This is a genomic window from Dyadobacter sp. CY323 (assembly GCF_021390245.1).
Taxonomy (GTDB): Bacteria; Bacteroidota; Bacteroidia; order Cytophagales; family Spirosomataceae; genus Dyadobacter.
This window is the reverse complement of sequence record NZ_JAJUXH010000042.1, coordinates 1-19,359: the sequence shown is the minus strand read 5'-3', so window position 1 is coordinate 19,359 and position 19,359 is coordinate 1. Positions and strand designations below refer to the sequence as shown.

Here is a 19,359-nt window from a genome sequence, read left to right as displayed (position 1 = left end):
TCAACGCAATCCCGCAAAACAAGCGTCTTAGCGATTGATCTGAGTTTTTAAACCGTTATTCCAAGTTATAAAAAACCCAAATGAAAGAGGGTGCCTCAGTTTTTAATTGAGACACCCTCCTTTTTTTCTGTGGAGAAACGGTGCTGTTATTGCATGCTTTTTACTTTAAGCACCTCGCCCACACCCACGCTGCTTGCTTTATTGCCGAAACTCATTCGGATGTAGGTCAGGATCTGGGCGATCTCTTCGTTTTTCAGGAAGTCGTGGGCCGGCATTACTCCATTGTATTCCACACCTTTTACGGTCAGCGGCCCGCTCAGACCTTTCAGGATAACCTCAATCAGTTTTCTTTTATCTCCCGTAACCCGCTCCGATCCTGCCAGTGGCGGAAAACGGCTCCCATCGCCCTTTCCGTCACCCTGGTGGCAGGCACCGCAGTACAGCTTATAGGCGCGTTCACCCGCCGCCATGATTTTCTTTTCCAGGTTATCTTTCACAATATCAGGCGTTTTGATATTGGTACGCTGCTTCCGTTTTTCCATCGCTGCAAGCTCTGTTTTTCCAAACTTATTCCGGTCGCCTTTGTACATGATCCGCCAGATCTTGCCTTTCACGCTTTCAGTAATGTAAAGCGAACCGTCCGGTCCCATGGCGATGCCCATCGGGCGGGCTTTGGCGTCAGCCGTATTCACGATCGTATCCACTCTTGCAAACCCATCCGCAAAAACCTCCCAAGGCCCGGACGGCGCTCCATTTTTGAATGGGACAAAACAAACAAAGTAACCCGCCTGCGGGTAAGGCGCACGAATGGTAGATCCATGAAATGCGATGAAAGCACCGTTTTTATAACGCGCAGGAAACTGGTCGCCCTGATAAAAATGCAGGTCATTCGGTGCCCAGTGACCCGGAAATCCGATGAGCGGCTGCTCAAATTCAAGCCCTTTTCCCGCTTTTTTCCCGTCGCCCCCATATTCCGGGTTCAACAGTTTTTTTCCCTGCATCTGATCGTAATAATAGTAGGGCCAGCCCGCATTGGAGCCTTCTTTCACACGCAGAAATTCCTCCGAGGGAAGTACCGCACTTTGCCAGGTATTGTACAGAGCCGGCCAGGTACGCACCAGGTTGTCGCGGCCGTGCTGCAATGCGTAAAGGTTGTTGTCTGTATTATTCCACGCCATTGCCACGATACTCCGGATGCCCGTTGCGTACCTTTTGCCGTCGGATTGCAACTGGCCGATTTTATTGGCGTCAAACTGCCACACACCTCCGTGCTCTTCCAGCTGCGGGCACGGATCCTGTCCGGCCAGGCCGGGGACACGGTTTTGAAGCTGGCACACATCCCCCGGCGCACCGAAAGGCACGTACATATGTCCCTCATTATCAAAAGCAATCGGTTTTGCGATATGCTCGGAACCGTGCACTTTGTTTTTATAGTCATCGATCAGTATGGTCTCCGTTTTACTTTCCGGAATAAGTTTGCCAGGGGTAAGCTTGTTCCGGAAAACCATTCCGGCGGTGCTGTAATACAGGTAATCATTGTGAATGCGCATGGCGGTTCCGTAGCTTCCGGGATCCTCGTAATCGCCGAAATTCTGGATCATGTCCGCCTTGCCGTCATTGTCGGTATCCCGCAACGCGACACTCCCGCCTTTCGGGGTCACACTCCTTAATTTGACATAAATATCACCGTTCTGGTTGATTGCCAGGTGCCTGGCGGAACCGACACTATCCGCTACGACCACCGCCTCGAAGCCTCCCGGCAGCACCAGGCCACCATTATCGGCATCGCCTTTCGGCAGCTTACCGACCATGTCGTAGCTGACAAAACCGATGCTCCCCAGCAGCAACGACGTGCTCAAAGCCAAAGACTTAGCCTTTGATAAAACTGCAAATGGTGTTTGAGTAAAATATTTCATACGGACAAAAGTGAGTTTAGCATGTTCGAAATCAACGGACTTTTATGGCTTCGACGGCAGCGGCATGGAGCGCGCATTAAGGTCGTAAACAATCTTTCCGCCTTTGATCGTCACCTCGCATTCCAGCTTTTCGGTACCTTCCGACTTGTAGCGGGCCACGTCATAAAAACCAAACTTTCCTTTCCGCAGATTCAAAATCGCGACATCCGCATTGGCCCCAACCGAAATATGTCCGAGCTCCTCGCGCTTGATGGCTTTGGCCGGTGCCCAGGTGCTGGCGGTGATCACACTTTGCAGGTCCATTTTCAAAGCCATGAATTTGGACATCACATTCAGCATATCTTTCATAGCCCCGTTCATGCTGCCGGTATGCAGGTCGGTACTGATGGTTTCGGGATAAAAGCCTGCTTTTGTGGCTGGTAATGCCTGCGAGTATGTGAAACTTCCTCCACCGTGACCGACATCGAAAATCACGCCCCGTTTGCGCGCAGCGAGCACAAATGGCTTCAACTTGCCGGTTTCCAGGTCTACGATCGATTCTTTCGTTTCCAGGATCTGGCCATAGGTATGGGTAAAAATATCGCCCGGGCGAAGTCTTTTCATAAACAGGTCTTCAATCGACAACCTCGGTTTGCTTCCTCCAAAATCGATCATGACCGGGATATTCGCCAGCTTTCCGGCTTCCAGGGCGCGGTCCACCGCAATGAAATCCGACTTGTGAAAATGCGCTACTTTCACGCCTACAATGTATTCTTTGAATTCTTTGGCTGCCTTGGACGCAAGCTGCGGGTCCATAAACTTCACATCCTGCTGATACACCGAATATTCGTCGCCCCGCATACCTTCGCTGGAAATGTTCAGAAATGCGAGCACACGGGTTTGTGACCGGTCGATGATGTTCTTTTTAAACTCAGGGAAGGACTTGGAACCCGCCCCGCCAGCGTCCACAATGGTGGTTACGCCCACCCGGAAGGTAAAACCGTCGGGCGGCAATGCGCTGAACCCATTGCTGAGATCGCCATCGGGCGTAGTTCCCGCAAAAACGTGACCGTGCATATCAATGAGCCCCGGCGTCACGTACAATCCAGCGGCATCAACGAGCTGCTTCCCCTCGCCTGCCGGAATGTTTTTGGCAACCTGCGCGATCTTACCCTCTTTGATCGCCACATCCATGACGCTGTTGATACTATTTTTCGGGTCGATCACGTGGCCGCCTTTGATAACGATATCGTAAGACTGCGCCATTGAAATGACGGGCACGGACAGGAACAACAATAGAAATAGCCTGATTTTGCTCATGATTCGGGAATAGGTATTGTAATGATTTGATTTCAGGCAGATGCCCGGACAAGTTCTTCTTTAATGCGTTGCGCCACGATCTTTTCTTCGCCTGGTTTTAGCATAAATACCGTCAGCCGGATGTTGTTATCTGTTTCCCAGGCTATTACTTCAATGGACGGCGAACCTGTCCGGAGTTTTTCACCCATTGATTCCTTCGTAAGTTTCACTTTCTTATCATCCCAGGAAATGCTCAATGATGGCGTATGATTGGCAACCGGCGGCAGAACAATTTCGGTTTTTACACCGGCAATCCCTTTAACAGTGTTATCAATGAGCGCGATTTTCTGCTCCCATATTTTCCATTCCTTCGTGTGGTCGGTGTTTACATATTTTTCCAGTGCGACATACATGCCGAGAATTTCTTCTTTGTTTACTTTTTGGCCGCGACCAATTCCGCTGCGGGGAGGCGCACTAAGGCGGGCGGCGGCGATCAGTTCTTTTTTACCCATTAAAATCCCTGCACTTTGCGGCCCGCGCATGGCCTTTCCACCGGAAATGCAAACCAGGTCGAAACCCATCTCATTGTATTTCCAGAGATTCTCGACCGGCGGCACGTCCGCTGCAATATCGATCATGGTCGGGAGGTTATGCTTTTTCGCAATGTCCAGCCACTCCTGATGCTTGATTTTCCCTTCCGGCGCTTCGCGGTTTAAGAACCACAGCAGCGCCGTTTTTTCATTAATGGCTTTTTCGACTTCATCGCGCGTTTCTACGGTGATGATCTTGACGCCCGCATTCGTCAGCGCGAGGTGGTACCCGTTGGCGTGTGTTTTCTGGACAATTACTTCCGATTTCATGCCTGTACCTTCCAGAAAAGGAAGCTGCATGACCTTCTTGTTGTCCATGCCGGTAAGTACCCCGGCCATTCCCAGTACCAGCGCAGACCAGCATCCGGCGGTGACCATCGCAGCTTCCGAGCGGCAGATTTCGGCGATCTTTACGCCTACTTTATCTTGCACTTCTTCCAGCATCACATACTCTCCTGCTCCTGCATTAATAGCGTCCAGCACTTCCTGGGGCATTAATGAAGCCGTCATGGACGTGTAATTTCCGGCTGCATTGATAAAGGTGCGGAGGCCCAGCTCTTTAAAAAGGTCCCGTTTCGGTGGCGAAACCGCCGTTTTCCCAGCAAATACCTGACCCGATACCCCAGCCGCAACGGGCAGCGCGGACAATCCTCTCAACAAATCCCGGCGACGCATATGTTTTGATTTTTAAGGTTTTGTTACTTTTTAAACTTATCGGGAATGATAAACTCGTATCCTTTCGGAGGCCAGGGGCCGATGCTCTGGCCGGTTGGCCGGGGGGCGGAAGGTAAGATGGGTTCGATGCCCGCCGCAGAATATTTTACATTCAAAAAAGGTGTTTTACGCTCTTTTCCGCCATCTACCACCGACCGGATGCCCATGTCGATGATCCCGCTCGTGAGCAGTGTTCTTTCCACCGGCCCCTGCGGTTTGCCCGATACCAAAAACTTCTGGATGTTAAGAGTAAGATAACTGAAATGCGAGTAGCTCATGCTATCGTCGAGCACAAATTCAGTGGCTACGGTTTTGCCGCCAGTTTTGGCCGCATATGCCCAGCCGGTCTTCACCAGTTCATCGAGCATCAGGATCGCACCTTTCAGCCCGTCGCTATACCGTATAATCACCGCTTTCGGATCTTTTACGATGTCGCGCATGCTGCCGGGCGCTCTGTTTTTGACAGAATTACATGCGGCTTCCACAAGTTCTTTCGAGATTTTTCCGTCATCAATCGCCTTCCAGACTGCGTCGCCGGTTAAGCCCTGCACGCTGGCCACGCCGGTTTCCCCTCCTGCCCGCCGCTCCACCATGCACTGCAGGATTTCCAGCACGTGGAAACCATATGCATCCAGCGACGCATACCCAATGGCCACCGCCTCGCTGATCTTCGTCCCGAGCGGATGTACCAGCATGGGATCGCGCCAGCAGTACGGCAGCGATGAGCCGGCCATCATCGGAACATTCAGTTCCTGCGCGCGGTCGTACACCCATTTGCTATCCAGCCAGCTGTATGCCAGGTGTTTATCGGAAAAAAGCGGGACCGATTTAGTGGACGCGTCAAATACGCGGAAGATCTGTTCGAGGTAATTCATGCGGGGGTACATTTTCACGCCCAGCCGGCTGTTGGGATAATCTCCGTGCTCGCCGATGTAGATCACCGCATCCACAGCCAGCTTGTCGCCACCCAGCGTCAATGCTTCTGCAATGGTCGGGTATAGGGGCGTGTTGTTCATTTTGGCAATCCTTACCCCTGTATCGTTTGCGCCGATCTGGTCTATCCACATGGACACGACCTGGACTTGCGGGGCAACCATGCCGTCGTCGGTTGGTATACCTACAAAGAGTTTGGTGATGATCACGTCCGCATGGGCACTGTTGCGGTACGTATTGGCAATGACGGCAATGCGTTTCAATGCACCGGGCGACGACGTTGGTTTTTCCGCCGCGATTTCGGTGTCAGGACCGGTAAGGTTGATAAAACCATTTGGGAAAATTCCTGACAACATTGAAAAGCTTGCTGCTGCGCCCGCTGATTTTTTGATAAACTGGCGTCTTGGGTTGTTTTCTTCTGATTTCATCGTAAGTTCTTGGGTTCAGGAATTGTATTTTGATCACATTTCGGTTATAAAAAATCGGTCGGTACCTACCAGCCAATGGAATAGCCATTTCTTCTCGGGTCAGCCCCGCCCATGAACCAGCCGGTTTTGTGGTCGATGGTAATCCCCTGCGCGCCACCGACGGTCATCGACCATTCGCCCAGGCTGGTATCCAGCACATATCCCATATCTCGGAGTTCCTGCAGTGTTTTTTCAGGAATTCTTGTTTCGATGATCAGTTCTTTCGCCGGGACGGAACCCAGCTCATCTTTCCAGCGAAACCTCGGCGCGCTGATCGCATCCTGGATATTCATACCAAAGTCCACGACATTCATGGCAACCTGCGGCACGGACTGCAATATCCCGAAGCTCCCCGGCGAGCCGACGATCAGCTCGGGTTTGCCGTTTTTGTGAAACTGCATCATCCCGCCAATGCACCAGCCCACCGCTTTTCCCGGCGCTACCGTGTTGGCCTGGCCGGGTACCAATGTCATCCAATCCAATGCGCTGTTGAACACCACGCCTGTTTTACCCGCCACATATCCCGAGCCAAATCCCCCGCCATGCGTCTGAATGATCACCACCGCATTTCCCCATTGGTCGACCGCCGACAAGCTCGTCGTCGCATATTTGTATTGATCCGGAATGGAATTCTCGAAATGGCCAGGTACTTTTTCGAGCATCGACTGTTTTTTCATATTAGCCTTCCGATTTTTGATATTAGCCACCACTTTCGCTCTCTGGGAAGTGATATAAGTATCTGACAAAAGCATGATTACAGGCACATTCACAAACTTTGGGTCACCCACATATTTGTCCGTATCAATGCGGCTCAGGTAAATGGCCTCCATCAAATGCGCCAGGTATTCGGTGCTGTTATGTCCCATTTTTTTCAGGTCAAATCCTTCCATGATCTTCAGGACCTGCAACTGCTGAATGCCCATTCCCGGAGGCGGATTGTTGTAAACGGTATAATCGCGGTATTTGACAGAAATCGGATCTACCCATTGAACCTTATCCTGCACGGACGCCAGGTCTTCGACGGAAATAAACCCTCCGTCACGCTTGAATGCTGCCGCCATTTCCTGCGCGATCTCTCCTTTGTAAAACACATCGATCCCCTCTTTGGCAATCCGCCGCATGGTTTTGGCGAGCGGCTTATTGGTAAAAAAGTCTCCGATCTTGTAGACTGATTTATCGGGTTTCAGGAAAATCGCGGCGGCTTCCGGATGCGGTGAAACGCGGTCGAGCGTACCTTCCCACATAGCCTGGTCAAATTCCGTGATCGGCACGCCGTTTTCGAGGTATTCAATGGTCGTTTCAAAAACCTGCGAAAGCGACATCGTACCATAATCTTTAAGTGCGCGGTTCCAGCCTGCCAGGTTTCCCGGAACGGCCGGCGTTCTCGGCCCGATCGTTTCCATACCGCCGTGCCCCGCGCCGTCGGCAAGTTTGGCATCGGTTTTCATGGCTTTTGCATCAAAATTCGTAGGCACCCAGCCTCCGAAAACGAGCGACCTCACTTTCTTTTCTTTGGCCGAATAAAAAAGCATATACCCCACCCCCGCCGTGCCCGACATATACGGTTCAACGGCATTCAACGAAGCAGCCGTAGCCACAATGGCGTCGATCGCATTTCCGCCTTTGATCAGGATCTTTTGTCCGGCCAGGCTCGCGAGCGGGTTGGCGGAGGTTACCATACCGAGTTTCCCAAGCGAGGCGGGGCGCAGGTTATTTTTCGCAGCCTGCGCCATGGAGTCTTCGATATTTCCCAGGACTAATGCTGCTGCCAGTGCGGAAAACAGGATCTTGCCGCAGACGGATCTCTTTTTTATTTTCATAATTAAATTGCTTTTACTGAAACAGAATCGGCTGACGGAAAGGCACTTATTCTTTCAATTCTACGATCATTTCAATTTCGACGGGAATGCCCATTGGCAGCGAACCCAGACCAATTGCCGAGCGGGCGTGCTTTCCATTCTCGCCAAAAACTTCCACCATAAAATCCGAAAAACCATTGATTACCTGCGAGTGACGGTCGAACGTGGGTACCGCATTGACCATACCCAAAACTTTCACGATCCTTTTTACTTTATTGAGATCACCGATCTCGGCTTTTAATGCAGACAAAAGCGAAATGCCGGTCAGCCTCGCGGCTTCTTTAGCCTGATCAAAATCGACCTGATCGCCCACTTTGCCTTTCATATACTCGCCATCGGCTTTTACCGGCCCGTGGCCTGACAGGTATACCAGGTTGCCCACGCGCACGGCAAGCAGGAAATTGGCGGTCGGTTTTGCCGGCGTTTTTAAGGTAATCCCCATTTCTTTCAACCGCACTTCGGGGTCGGTGCTTTTTACTTGCGCGTCGGCTGACTGCGCAAGCAAAAGCACCATCATCATCGGGATTAGGAATAGATTCTTCATGTTTTTTAAGTAATGGGTTAAAATGTTGTTTTATGGATTTTCAAAAGGGAACAATGGTTTCCTTCGGTTTTTATACGAAAACATCGTCATATCAGCCTGGGTAACTCCGGGTGTATTGACCTGGATAATTGACGGGCAAACGGGCGCATAAGCCGCGAGCGGGGCAACTACACCTTTGGCAATAATGACGTCAAATGCTTCGGGATCTACGTCGCAGGAGGTGAGCTGGCCGAGGCTGAATGGCGGGACGCGCAGGGAAGTGAGCATGATGACGCTGCCATTCGGCCTGGCTACAACCGCCGTTTTTCCCATATCATAATTCGCCTGACCGCCGTGCCTCGGGTTCGCTTCTGTAAAATGCCCGTCCGACAATCGCAACAGCTTCACTTCCAATTCGATATTCTTCGAACCGTCTTTTACGGTCCCATTCATGGATAAGCTGAAAGTTTCCCCAGGCTGATGCTTCGACGCACGTTGCACCGCCTCGGGATCGTAGAGGCAAACGAAATATTTATAGGTACCATCTTCTTCCAGCCCTTCGAGCAGGCAAATGTTGTTACCCGGACTACCACCCCCAATATTATCGCCCATATCGAGCAGCAGGACAGGTTTTTCTTTTTGGCCGATCATATCAATGGTGGCGGGAATGTCATTTTTTATACCAATAAAAAGGTCCCGGTTATCGAGGATGTACGATTCCAGCTGCTTCCCGATCCGGGTTGCGAGATCTGCGTGATTGTCGGAAACAACTATCAGAGAAGTCCCCATTTCCTGCACATCGGCGTATGGAAAGCCGAGCAGTATGCTAATAGATAAAATGCCCTCCATTTTGCTCAGTTCGTCGGCTAATGCGTACAGACTTTTGCAGGGTTCGTTGCTGGTAAAATGCTGCTCAATGCTGATGGCGAGTGGTATCTGAATGAGTGCCTGAATTGGTTTGGCTTCACTATTAACCATTTTCACCAGGATTTCCGCGGCGGCTTTGCCGGTCTGCCGCTGGTCAATGTGCGGGTTCTTTTTATAGGATACCAATGCATTTGCAGACTCTGCCATGAGCGGGCTCACATTGGCATGCAGGTCGAGAGTGCCAACAATAGGCATGTCTGGTCCCAGCTTTTTGCGGATCTTACTAATCCAGTGGCCGTCCATATCGGGGAAATCTTCGCTGACACCCGCGCCGTGCGGTACCACCAGCACACCGTCCACGGGCAAAACCGCATCCAGTTTTTCAAGCATCTGGTCCAGCAGCGTTTCGTATGTTTCTGCTGAAATCGTACCGCCGGGGGTAGCCTCGGAAAAAACAACGGGCACAAGTTCCATTCCCGCCCGGTCGATCACCTCGATCATCCCTCCTACCTCGTGGTGCGCATCCTGATATTCCTTTCGTATATCGTTTCCCGTTAGCGAATGACCGTTTTCAAAGTCGGTCAGGGTGGTAGGACTTAATGCAAATGTATTTGATTCATGATAAATCCCCAGCAAAGCAATTCGTCTCAACATAACACTCATTTTATCGTTATTTCACCTCTCACATCTCACATCTCACATCTCACAAAAAAACACTACCCAACCGTCTCATTCCCAGAATTTTCCTTCGCAGCCAGTCCACTCCAGTAAGAAGCGAGCACCGAGGCCGTCAATCCCATGATCGGCCCGCAGATCGCGGAGGCCAGCCCTACTGTGGCGATCTTGCCCATTACTTTCGCGATGCCGGAAACCAGCCCGGCATTCTGCATGCCCGTGGCGATCGCGATGGTCCGGCAATCCCGTTCGTTTAGTCTGCACAATCTCGCGCCCAGGTAGCCAAATAAATAGCCCAGCAGATTATGCACGAGCACGACCATCAGCAGTGTAAAACCGATATTGAGAATGCTGTCGCGCCCGGCGGCCATGATGATGGCGACAATGAGCGCCACGCCAAACATCGAAACGTAAGGCATACTGGCGTCGAGCCATTTGGCCCGTCCGCTGAGCAGTTTATTGAACAGCAACCCGGCTGCGATCGGCAGAAGCACCATTTTGATCATTCCCCACATCATACCGAGCACGTCGATCTCGATAAAACCGTCTGCAAAAAGCTTCATCAGCAATGGGATCAGCAGCGGCGCCAGCAGGGTTGTCAGGGAAGTAACGGTAATGGCGAGCGCCACATTGGCTTTGGCCAGATAGGCAAACAGGCTCGCGGTAACAGAAGTAGGCGCGCATCCCAGCAGGATAATTCCTGCCGAAATTTCAGGGGGAAAATCCGTGGCTTTTGCCAGCAGGAAACCCAGCAGAGGCATGATGATAAATTGGGCGAGCACTCCCACAATCACCGATTTGGGCGATTTATAGAGTTCTACAAAATCTTTATACCCCATCGAAGAACCCGTTCCAAACATGATCAGCTGCACGAGCGGGGTGATCAGCAATGCCAGCTCGAAACCATTTACGCTTGTAAACAGCACCGGATAATAGAGCGCGGTAGCGGAAACGCCTAATATAAAAACAGTAAAGGCCAGACCTTTCAGGGCAGGTATACCTCGGAAACTGATGGACAAAGCGATCAGAAAAGTGACGAAAAACGGGCCGGCAGACGAGATATTGTCCTCGAAAATCATCCCGAGCGTGACCATCAGGCAGATCAGGGAAAGCGCAAGGGCGGCCTTGTAAAATAGATTCTTGCTCATTTTTTCAACATTGTCCATTCACGTCCCGGATCTTCGACCTGAAACTTTTCCACATTGCCGGTATCCTGCAAGGTGACGTAGACGGTGCGGCCGTCTTTGCCACCAAAAGCAAGGTTACTCGGCTGTTTGCCACCGACCGGAATTTCCAGCAGCACTTTTCCTGCTGGCGAGACTTTGGCGATGGTACCTTTTCCGTGGCGGGTGATGTACAGATTTCCCTTCGAATCGCAGCGCATTCCATCCATTCCAAAATCGGGAAATTCGATCAGCAGACGCTTGTTGCTGATGCTGCCGTCTTTCGCCAGATCGTGCGCCCAAACCTTCCGCTGCACGGTTTCATTTACATATAATGTCTTGTTGTCGGGACTTACCTCGATGCCGTTGCTCGTGCCGGTATTGGCTTCCAGCAACGTCACTTTTCCGTCGGTGTCGATCCGCCAGATGTTGCCGGTGCCGTTGCCCCAGTTCGGGTCGCTGGCATAGAGCCGGTCCTTGTCATCGATGGCGATGTCGTTGGGCTGGTTCATTTTAGGCTCGTGGGCAAAGACGCTGATCTGCTTCGTAGCCATGTTAACCCGCAGAATATTGTGGTTTTTATAATCGGCGATGAACATGTCGCCTTTGCTGTGAAAGCGGATCCCGTTGCCGACGCTCCCACCCGTAAGCTCTACGAAAATGCTGCCTTTTCCTTCCGGGGTAACCTGTCCTATCGTGCCTTGTTTTTCAAAATTCACCGCATACAATACGCCGTTCCGGTCAACAGCCGGACCTTCCGCGCCGGAAGTAAAACTGCGGGCAGGCGTAAAAACGGAGGATTTGTACAATTCGCCGGCGGGAAGCGACTGGGCGTTGTTGTCGGAAGCAGTTTCCAAGATCAAAAGTGTTAGAGCCAAAAACGTTGTTATCGCATTACCTGAAAAAGTGATTTTCATTGTACTCGCTACTTAAAAATGAGGGTACCAAAAAACTGGGGTAAATGGAAGTTGGGTTTAGCATTGTCTACATGCGACCAGGTGATCCAGTGCGGGTTGGTGCTCTGGCTGGCTGTTTTATAAAAATTAGCTTTCCAGCTCACGCCCGGTTTGGGGTCGGTTACGTTGGAAAATTTTTTGAGCATGGTTAATGGCACCCGGTATTCGATGGTCCAGGTTACGGGTTCGGAAATTTCGGGGTCGATTTTTGAAGGCAGCGAGTGTGCGATTTCAATTTGTTTGATATCGTCCGCTTCCAGTTTTTGAAATCCGGTCCAGGGTTTGGTCACATAAAAAATCAACGGCGTGCCGCCCGCATTTACTTCCAGGTTGAAGTACCGCTCGGGCAATGCAGCGTCGGGTGAGAAAAAGAATTCCACGCACGCATCTCCTGAAACGTTGCCATTGTATTCCTGGACCAGGCTCCGGACATACCTATCTTTGACCCGGAAAATCACATACACATTTTCATTGTCATACATCATTTTCGCTTCCACGGCCGGTTTAAACGGCGGGATGGCGCCCATGTATTTTTCAATGGTAATAGATTTCGTTTTTTTCCAGTCGGATTTGTTCCAGTCCCCGTCGATCCGCACCGGCTTTTTGGCGCGCACAACTTCATACGTCAGAGGCGCCTCCATGCTTTTAGCCTTTTCGACCGGTTGTGCCCGTGCAGAACCGGCTGAAATGGCTGCTGCGAACGTAATAGACAGCATGCAACTTTTAAGTATCTTAGATAATTCGTTTACGAACTTCGCCATTGACATCGGTATTATTTCAACCTTTTTGATTTTAACAAAACTATATTTCGTCTCCATCAAATACTTGTACTATTGTTCGCAATCCTGATACTATCGTGTTGATCTGCGAAATATGTAACCTATTGACGACTCACAAATACACAGTCCAGCCGACCCTTCAAAGCGTCGCGACAAGCGATATTCACGTCGGTAGATCATACCGGCAAACTTAATTTCCGGAAAGATTTTTATAGTCGCGACAAAAAAATGGCTGAGAGATTGTTTGCTTTTGACGAACTGCAATAAGGTGTTAAAGTCCGGTTACCGGTAAACCACTCGGCACGGAAGCCGGGACTGTTTTGTCAAAAGCATCGTCGTTAAGGGTATTTAAAAATTCGACGATTTTTGAAATGTCTTTGAAATTAACGTCCATATGTGTGGCGAGCGAATCAATGCCGCCTGCCTTCACATTTGGGTTCAAAATCTTACCTCCCGCGATGTCTTCGTAAAACATCAGCACCTGGTCCAGCGTCGCGAACTTGCCGCTGTGCATGTAAGGTGCCGTGTAGCGCAGGTTACGCAAGGTTGGTGTCCTGAAAGCATAATCGTTGTTGGCGCCTGCGTCACTTTCTGTTCGGTTACCCGTGTCAGGTACGCCCAGCGTATGCAGTTTAAAGTCGGAGAACATCGGCCCCGAGTGACATTTTGCACAGCCCGTAACCAGAAACGCATTCATTCCATCCTTTTCGCTCGTCGACAGCGCATTACTGTCACCGCGCATATACTGGTCAAACCGGGTGTTTGTGGCTATCAGCGTCCGCTCGTAGGCAGCAATGGCTTTCGATAAATTGCGCTGATTAACCGGTTCCGGATCGGCTGAAAAAGCGCTCGAAAACAGTTGATTATAAGTGGGAATCCGCTTAATGCGTTCGATGATCTCATCCAGGATCATGTGATCCTGGATTCCTGTGCCCCTCATTTCTTCCAGCGTTTTGATCGGCTCCAATGCCTGCGCTTCGAGCCCTTTCGCTCTCAGGTCCCAGAACATCGGCGCCAATTCGGGCCGATAGCTTTTGTTATTGGCAATCCCGTTAAAGGCGGTATTTAAAATACTTTGGGAGTTTCTTTTCACGAACGGAATGTCGTTTTGATCCAAAAATCTCCGCTTGCTTCCCAATCCTCTGCCATTTACACCAATGGACGTTTCGAGAAATTCGGCGTAATTAAATTCTGGCTGATGGCATGTCGCGCAGGAAACGTCTTTATTGCCTGACAGGACCGGATCGAAAAACAGCAGCCGGCCCAGGTTGACCTTTTCCGGAGTCGAGGGATTGTCTTTTGGGTCGGTGGCGTGCAGGGGCAATGCGCCCAGGTCGGCGATCGATTCGACTACGCGGGGCTTTTTTTTCCGCATCGTATCCCGTTCTCCCCCGCAGCCGCTGCAAAGCAATACCAACAAAAAAACGATATAAGTGGGATGCATACGTTTTCCAGCCGTTGTCAGTTCATTAACTCCTTCCCATAAACGGATCCGTTACACTTTCCTTGCCTGTTTCGACGTGGCCTGCGTACCTCCGTATCGTAGTCGACTGGTCAATTTGCACGCTGACATCATACCAATTGTGGCTTTTGGAAAGCGGCACCACGGTCTGTGATCGACCGCCGGCTGCTACTCTTACATTTAATGGTTTTTCTCCATATGCATGATCCATGATCACAATTGAAGCTGCTTTGCCGCTTTTATTGTCAATGGTGAACAACAAGTCGCCTTTCAATTTACCGGCTTTGTCCTGGGCGTAAGCACAGGTTACGACAGTATCCACATCGTTGCCGTCGCCAGCAAACTCGCGGAAAAATCCATTTGGCCCATATACTCTCAAATGATATTTCCCACCTTCGAAATCGGATATGTTCCACGTTTGTTGTAATGTATCCCCGGCTTTCACCGCATAATTCCAGACGCCGAGCTCCTCGCCGCGGTACGGATTCATGGCATAAATAATAAATGGCGCCCCGGCTGCTTTTTTCCCAAAAACCTTATTTCCGGCATTCAGTGCTATCTCAAATGTCTTTTTGTCCTTAGAAAGATTGCCTTCCACATATAATTCGTAGGGAATGGCGCACGAAGGCCGCGTGCCCGGCTCCTGCCTGGGCAGGTATGGGCCCGATGAAGCATTTTTATTAATCTCCGCAATTTCGCTCGCCGACAGTGATTTAAAATTCGAGGGCGCATCCCGGAATTGTGCTTTATGGATCGTCTCTACAAATTCGTCGCGGTTAACCGGCTGCGGTTTTTTGTAAGCAGAAGGATCATAAGGCTGAAAAACGGAACTGATGTTGCCGCAGATCGTTCTTCTCCATTCCGTTATGTTGGTTTCTTTGATCTTCTTACCGGATTTATGGCTTGTAAATTCTTCCAGGAACTGGATAATGGAAGTGTGGTCGAAAACCTGCGAGCACACTTTGCCCCCGCGCGACCACGGCGAAGCCACCACCAGCGGCACGCGGAAACCTAGCCCGATCGCGCCTTCCCGTGCATTGGCTTTGGGCACCTGCGACTGATCTTGTTCCAGGGTTACATATTCCGCCTTTATATCAATGCCTTCCGACACTTTCCCCGAATCAGCTTTGAATGGATTCGGAATGGAGAATGGCGGCACATGGTCGTAGTAGCCGTCGTTTTCGTCATAACACAAAATAAAGATCGTCTTCTTCCATATCTCCGGGTTCTGGGTGAGGATATCCAGCGTTTCGGAAACGTACCAGGCGCCATACCAGGGTGCGGACGGGTGATCTGAAAAGTTTTGCGGGGCTGCCAGGTATGAAACCGTCGGCAGCTTTCCTTCTTTCACATCTTTCCGGAACTGATAAAAAATGTCGCTTTTTGGAACCTGCACTTTCCTTTTTTCGCCGTTTGCCTCGTAAGTAATCGTGCTCAGTTTGAGATAATCAGGGTCTTCCCGATTCGAGACAAATGCACGGTGATGCAGGTCGCGTTCCTTCACCGAGAATTTTTTGAGATTTTCATCACTGTACTCGGCCAGGTCTTTCTCATATTTTTCCAGTAATGCTGCCTGGTTATCGTAGCTTTTTGAGAGTTTGGTTTTCTCCTCGGCCGTTGCTGCCGCCAGTTTTTCCTTTAAGTCCGGCAGTTCTTTTTTGAGTTTTTCAACTTCAAGCTTGGCGTAATGAATGTAATCCGCGGAAGATTTGACGTGGTACTGGGCATATCTCTCAAGAGGGTTGCAGCCAAAATTGCTCAGCCACGAACCCAATCCCGGATGGAATTGCATAATGGCGCCGACTTCATTCTGGTAAAATTTCCACGAAACATCCGCCTCGTGCAGCCGCTCGGGGAATGTCTTCCATTTAACCGTTTTATTGATTGAAAAATAACTATTCCGCACCACGGCGAGCGAATCAATGTCCGGCGTTTCGCGGATCGTTCCCGACCACAAATAGTAGCGGTTCGGGTGCGTGGGGGTCATGGATGAGCAAAAATTCTGGTCACAAACCGTGAATGCATCCGCGAATGCATAGTAAAATGGAAGGTCTTCGCGGTCGTAATACCCAAGTGTAAGCGGCATATCCGAATACTCCTTATGGCTGGATCTTTTGGAAGTCAGCCACTTATCATATTTGCCGCCATTATAGGCATCCACCTGAGATTCACGGGAATGCGGCAGATCGTGCATCCAGGTCGCTTTTGTATTTTTAATATCGAGCCGGAATGGCGCGTAGGTATCTCCTTTTTTATCCGTTTGCAACCATACTTTATTTTTGTTGGGCAGAGAGATCGCACGGGGGTCATTGAAGCCCCGCACACCTTGTAACTTCCCATAAGTGTGATCGAAGGAACGGTTTTCCTGCATTAAAATGACCACATGCTCGGCGTCGAGATAAGTCGTGCCGGGATCGGGGTGAATGGCCATGGCGCGCTGCACCGACTCGGGTAGAAAACCCATCATTCCTGCGCCGCTGGTCAGCATAGCAGCCTTTTTCAAAAATTCTCTTCTTGAATCCATTTCAGGTAATTCGTTTTATTTATTACGCAATAAAGCAAATTGGACGGTTTCAATACTTAGTGTTAATGATATCATAACACGCTCGCGGCAGTAGCCTCTTTAAGATCACGGTAAGTATAAAGTGCGTTAATTTGTCTAAATCTTCGCTTATCTACTGCATGAAATCGCTCATTTACTGGCTCCTGCTAATCCCTATCCACCTGTCCGCACAGTCGGTACCCGATCAGAAATTTATTCAGGAAGTGGTGACGGTCCATTCATCCAAAGAAGGATTACCTGATGGGAAGATCACGAAGATTACATTGAAAAATAATCAGCCCGTCGCATTTATTGCGGGTAAGCCGGTGCAGTTCAGAGAAGGAAAATGGACTTCTGTTTCTACTGAAAAACCGGCGTCAAATGCCGGGTTGCCAGTGATCGCCGGAACTAAAATACTTGCTGGTGTTCCATACCAGGGCGGATATGCGATCGGATGCGGGGAAGGTTTATATTTTTATAAAAATGGCAAAAAACCGGAAAGGATCTTTCCGAAGAATGATCAGTATTCCTGGTCGCTCCGAAATGTTGCCGCCCTGGTCACGGATTCTAAAGGAAGGCTGTGGTTTGGCTCGGAAGAAGGATTGGGTTACCTGGATGGGACTAAATGGAAACTGTTCACGGGTAAGGAAGGTCTTCCCTATAACCAATTCACCTGCGCAGCCGCCGGTCTGAATGGGACGGTTTGGTTCGGCACAAAAAAAGGGGCTATTGAAGTTGAAAACGACCAATTCAAATACCGGTTCAGTCGCCGCTGGCTTCCGGATGACCAGGTGAACACGATTGCAGTGCAGCCGGATAATGGTACCGCCTGGATCGGCACCGACAAAGGCATCAGCCAGATCTCCCGCGTTTCTTTATCATTGGAAGAAAAGGCACGTTTTTTCACAAAACAGGTAGAAGAACGTCACAATCGGATGGGTTTTGTCGCTCAGAGCCATTTAAAAGAACAATTCAATGCGGCCACTTCGGAAGTAGCGATTTCGGACAATGACGGAATGTATACCGCCATGTACGGAGCGGCGCAGGCATTCAGGTACGCCGCCACGGGCGATCCGGAGGCAAAAGCACTGGCCGACCGGAGCTTCAAATCGTGTAAATGGCTGGTGGACATTACGCATGAAAAAGGATTTCCGGCGCGGGTCATTATCCCGGTAGACTGGCACGAACCAGTAAATGAAGTGTATAGTCACGAAGCCAATCTCCGGAACCAGGAGCGGGACCCGATGTGGAAGGATATCTTCCCCCGTTTTTCGAAAAGCAAAGACGGGAAGTATTACTGGAAATGCGATACGAGTTCAGACGAGCTCGCCGGGCATTTTTTCTTCTACGGCATTTATTATGATCTGGTGGCTAAAACGGAGGAGGAAAAACAGGCCGTGCGGGAGGTAGTCGGCGACATTACCGACCATCTGGTGCGTCACGGATATAAACTGGTAGATCACGACGGCAAAGTCACCCGCTGGGGCGATTTTTCGCCGGAGTATGTCAATTCGGTTTACGGCTACGATCAGCGCGGGCTGAATTCCATGATGATGCTCTCGTTTTTGAATGTCGCAAAACATGTTACCGGCGACGCAAAATACGACCGCGAAGCCAAAATCCTGCGTGACAAATACAATTACCACATCAATGCGATGCACCCCAAAGAATTTTTCCCGCCTGAAAACGTCGTTCCCTGGGATAATAACCTTTGTCTGATGAGCATATACGGTCTGATCAACTACGAGACCGATCCTTCGCTCTTACTCATGTACCGTCAAGGATTGGAAGTAGCGTGGCAGCATATCAGCAAGCAGAAAAATGCATTCTGGGACGCTATTTACGCCTCACTTGCCAATCGCTTCACTCAGCAGGCCGATCAGAAACTGTTTGAAAACAAAGGTCTTTTCCCGGAAAACAGGTTGTATGCTTCCAAGGTGGTCAAAGGCCATTACAAAGGAAATTACCGCACCGACTACATTCTCGATAATCTCCAAAAAGTCCCGCTCGACCTCATCGGTTACACAATGGATAACACCCACCGTCTCGACGTCGTTTTCGACTCCTCCCCGATGCAGGAAAAAAACATCGGATGGCGGATGGACGGCTACGCATTACCCATTGACGAGCGCGGCCACGTGCGCCAGGACCGCGACGGTTTCGCATTACTGGCATCCGAAGGCGATGGTCACGAAGAGCACGAAGGGACGTTCTTTTTGCTTCCGTATTATCTGGCATATTATCATGGGTTGTTGGGGGGTAAGTCGGGTAAGTGAAGTCACGAAGCCAGCGATCAGGAGGCACCTCACGGAGCCCATTTTTCATCTGGGATCGTGTTTTTTCTAGAAACAGGAAGCCGCTCTACGGCTGGACGTGTCTTCTTATCTGATCATTTTTCTTCGTTGTTACTTTCCCAGAAACAGGGAGCCGCTCTGCGGCTGCGTGCGTCTTCTTACTCATCATTTTCTTCGTTGTTATTTTTTCCAGAAACAGGAAGCCGCTCTGCGGCTGGACGTTTTCGTGGAACCGAAAAGCAGCTCCGGCGGAGCTTCCTGTTTCTAGAAAAAGCAATCCAAGAAGTTACAGGCCCCGGCGGGGCCTCCTGAAACCGGCGACAAACAGGAGGCCCCGCTGG

General features: G+C 50.3%; 13 protein-coding genes. 1 reads left to right on the top strand and 12 read right to left on the bottom strand.

Features of this window, described 5'->3' with window-relative positions:
- Positions 1-146 precede the first annotated feature (146 nt).
- The 12 genes from LZG72_RS28780 to LZG72_RS28725 all read right to left on the bottom strand — a co-directional run bounded on the left by LZG72_RS28780 (position 147) and on the right by LZG72_RS28725 (position 16,706).
- Positions 147-1,916, bottom strand: a complete 1,770-nt coding sequence (locus LZG72_RS28780) for a PQQ-dependent sugar dehydrogenase (RefSeq protein WP_233878683.1) — start codon at positions 1,914-1,916, stop codon at positions 147-149.
- Between the two features lie 42 nt (positions 1,917-1,958).
- Positions 1,959-3,215, bottom strand: coding sequence for an amidohydrolase/deacetylase family metallohydrolase (locus LZG72_RS28775; RefSeq protein WP_233878682.1), 1,257 nt, complete (start codon positions 3,213-3,215; stop codon positions 1,959-1,961).
- Between the two features lie 32 nt (positions 3,216-3,247).
- A complete protein-coding gene (locus LZG72_RS28770; RefSeq protein WP_233878681.1) occupies positions 3,248-4,459 on the bottom strand; it encodes an aminotransferase class V-fold PLP-dependent enzyme in 1,212 nt (403 codons plus the stop codon).
- A gap of 23 nt (positions 4,460-4,482) precedes the next feature.
- Complete coding sequence (locus LZG72_RS28765) at positions 4,483-5,859, bottom strand: hypothetical protein (RefSeq protein WP_233878679.1); 1,377 nt, start codon at positions 5,857-5,859, stop codon at positions 4,483-4,485.
- Positions 5,860-5,924: 65 nt separating this feature from the next.
- Entirely contained in the window at positions 5,925-7,718 is a 1,794-nt protein-coding gene (gene ggt / locus LZG72_RS28760; protein ID WP_233878677.1) for a gamma-glutamyltransferase, read from the bottom strand.
- Between the two features lie 46 nt (positions 7,719-7,764).
- The gene (locus LZG72_RS28755) at positions 7,765-8,301 is read right to left on the bottom strand and encodes a RidA family protein (protein WP_233878675.1); all 537 of its coding nucleotides are present in this window, start codon (positions 8,299-8,301) and stop codon (positions 7,765-7,767) included.
- 30 nt (positions 8,302-8,331) lie between these two features.
- Entirely contained in the window at positions 8,332-9,801 is a 1,470-nt protein-coding gene (locus LZG72_RS28750) for a M81 family metallopeptidase (protein ID WP_233878674.1), read from the bottom strand.
- 62 nt (positions 9,802-9,863) lie between these two features.
- Positions 9,864-10,970 carry a bile acid:sodium symporter family protein gene (locus LZG72_RS28745; protein ID WP_233878672.1) on the bottom strand — a complete coding sequence of 369 codons (1,107 nt, stop codon included), beginning with the start codon at positions 10,968-10,970 and terminating at the stop codon, positions 9,864-9,866.
- A complete protein-coding gene (locus LZG72_RS28740; RefSeq protein WP_233878670.1) occupies positions 10,967-11,902 on the bottom strand; it encodes an SMP-30/gluconolactonase/LRE family protein in 936 nt (311 codons plus the stop codon). Before LZG72_RS28740 ends, LZG72_RS28745 begins: the two co-directional genes overlap by 4 nt.
- Positions 11,903-11,910: 8 nt before the next feature.
- Entirely contained in the window at positions 11,911-12,657 is a 747-nt protein-coding gene (locus LZG72_RS28735) for a carbohydrate-binding family 9-like protein (protein WP_233878669.1), read from the bottom strand.
- 334 nt (positions 12,658-12,991) lie between these two features.
- On the bottom strand, positions 12,992-14,164 hold the full coding sequence (locus tag LZG72_RS28730) for a cytochrome-c peroxidase (protein WP_233878667.1): 1,173 nt from the start codon (positions 14,162-14,164) through the stop codon (positions 12,992-12,994).
- 25 nt (positions 14,165-14,189) lie between these two features.
- Entirely contained in the window at positions 14,190-16,706 is a 2,517-nt protein-coding gene (locus LZG72_RS28725) for a phosphocholine-specific phospholipase C (RefSeq protein WP_233878665.1), read from the bottom strand.
- A 158-nt stretch (positions 16,707-16,864) separates the two neighbouring features.
- Here LZG72_RS28725 and LZG72_RS28720 point away from each other — a divergent pair, with 158 nt between their 5' ends.
- Positions 16,865-19,000, top strand: a complete 2,136-nt coding sequence (locus tag LZG72_RS28720) for a hypothetical protein (RefSeq protein WP_233878664.1) — start codon at positions 16,865-16,867, stop codon at positions 18,998-19,000.
- The last annotated feature ends 359 nt before the right edge of the window (positions 19,001-19,359 follow it).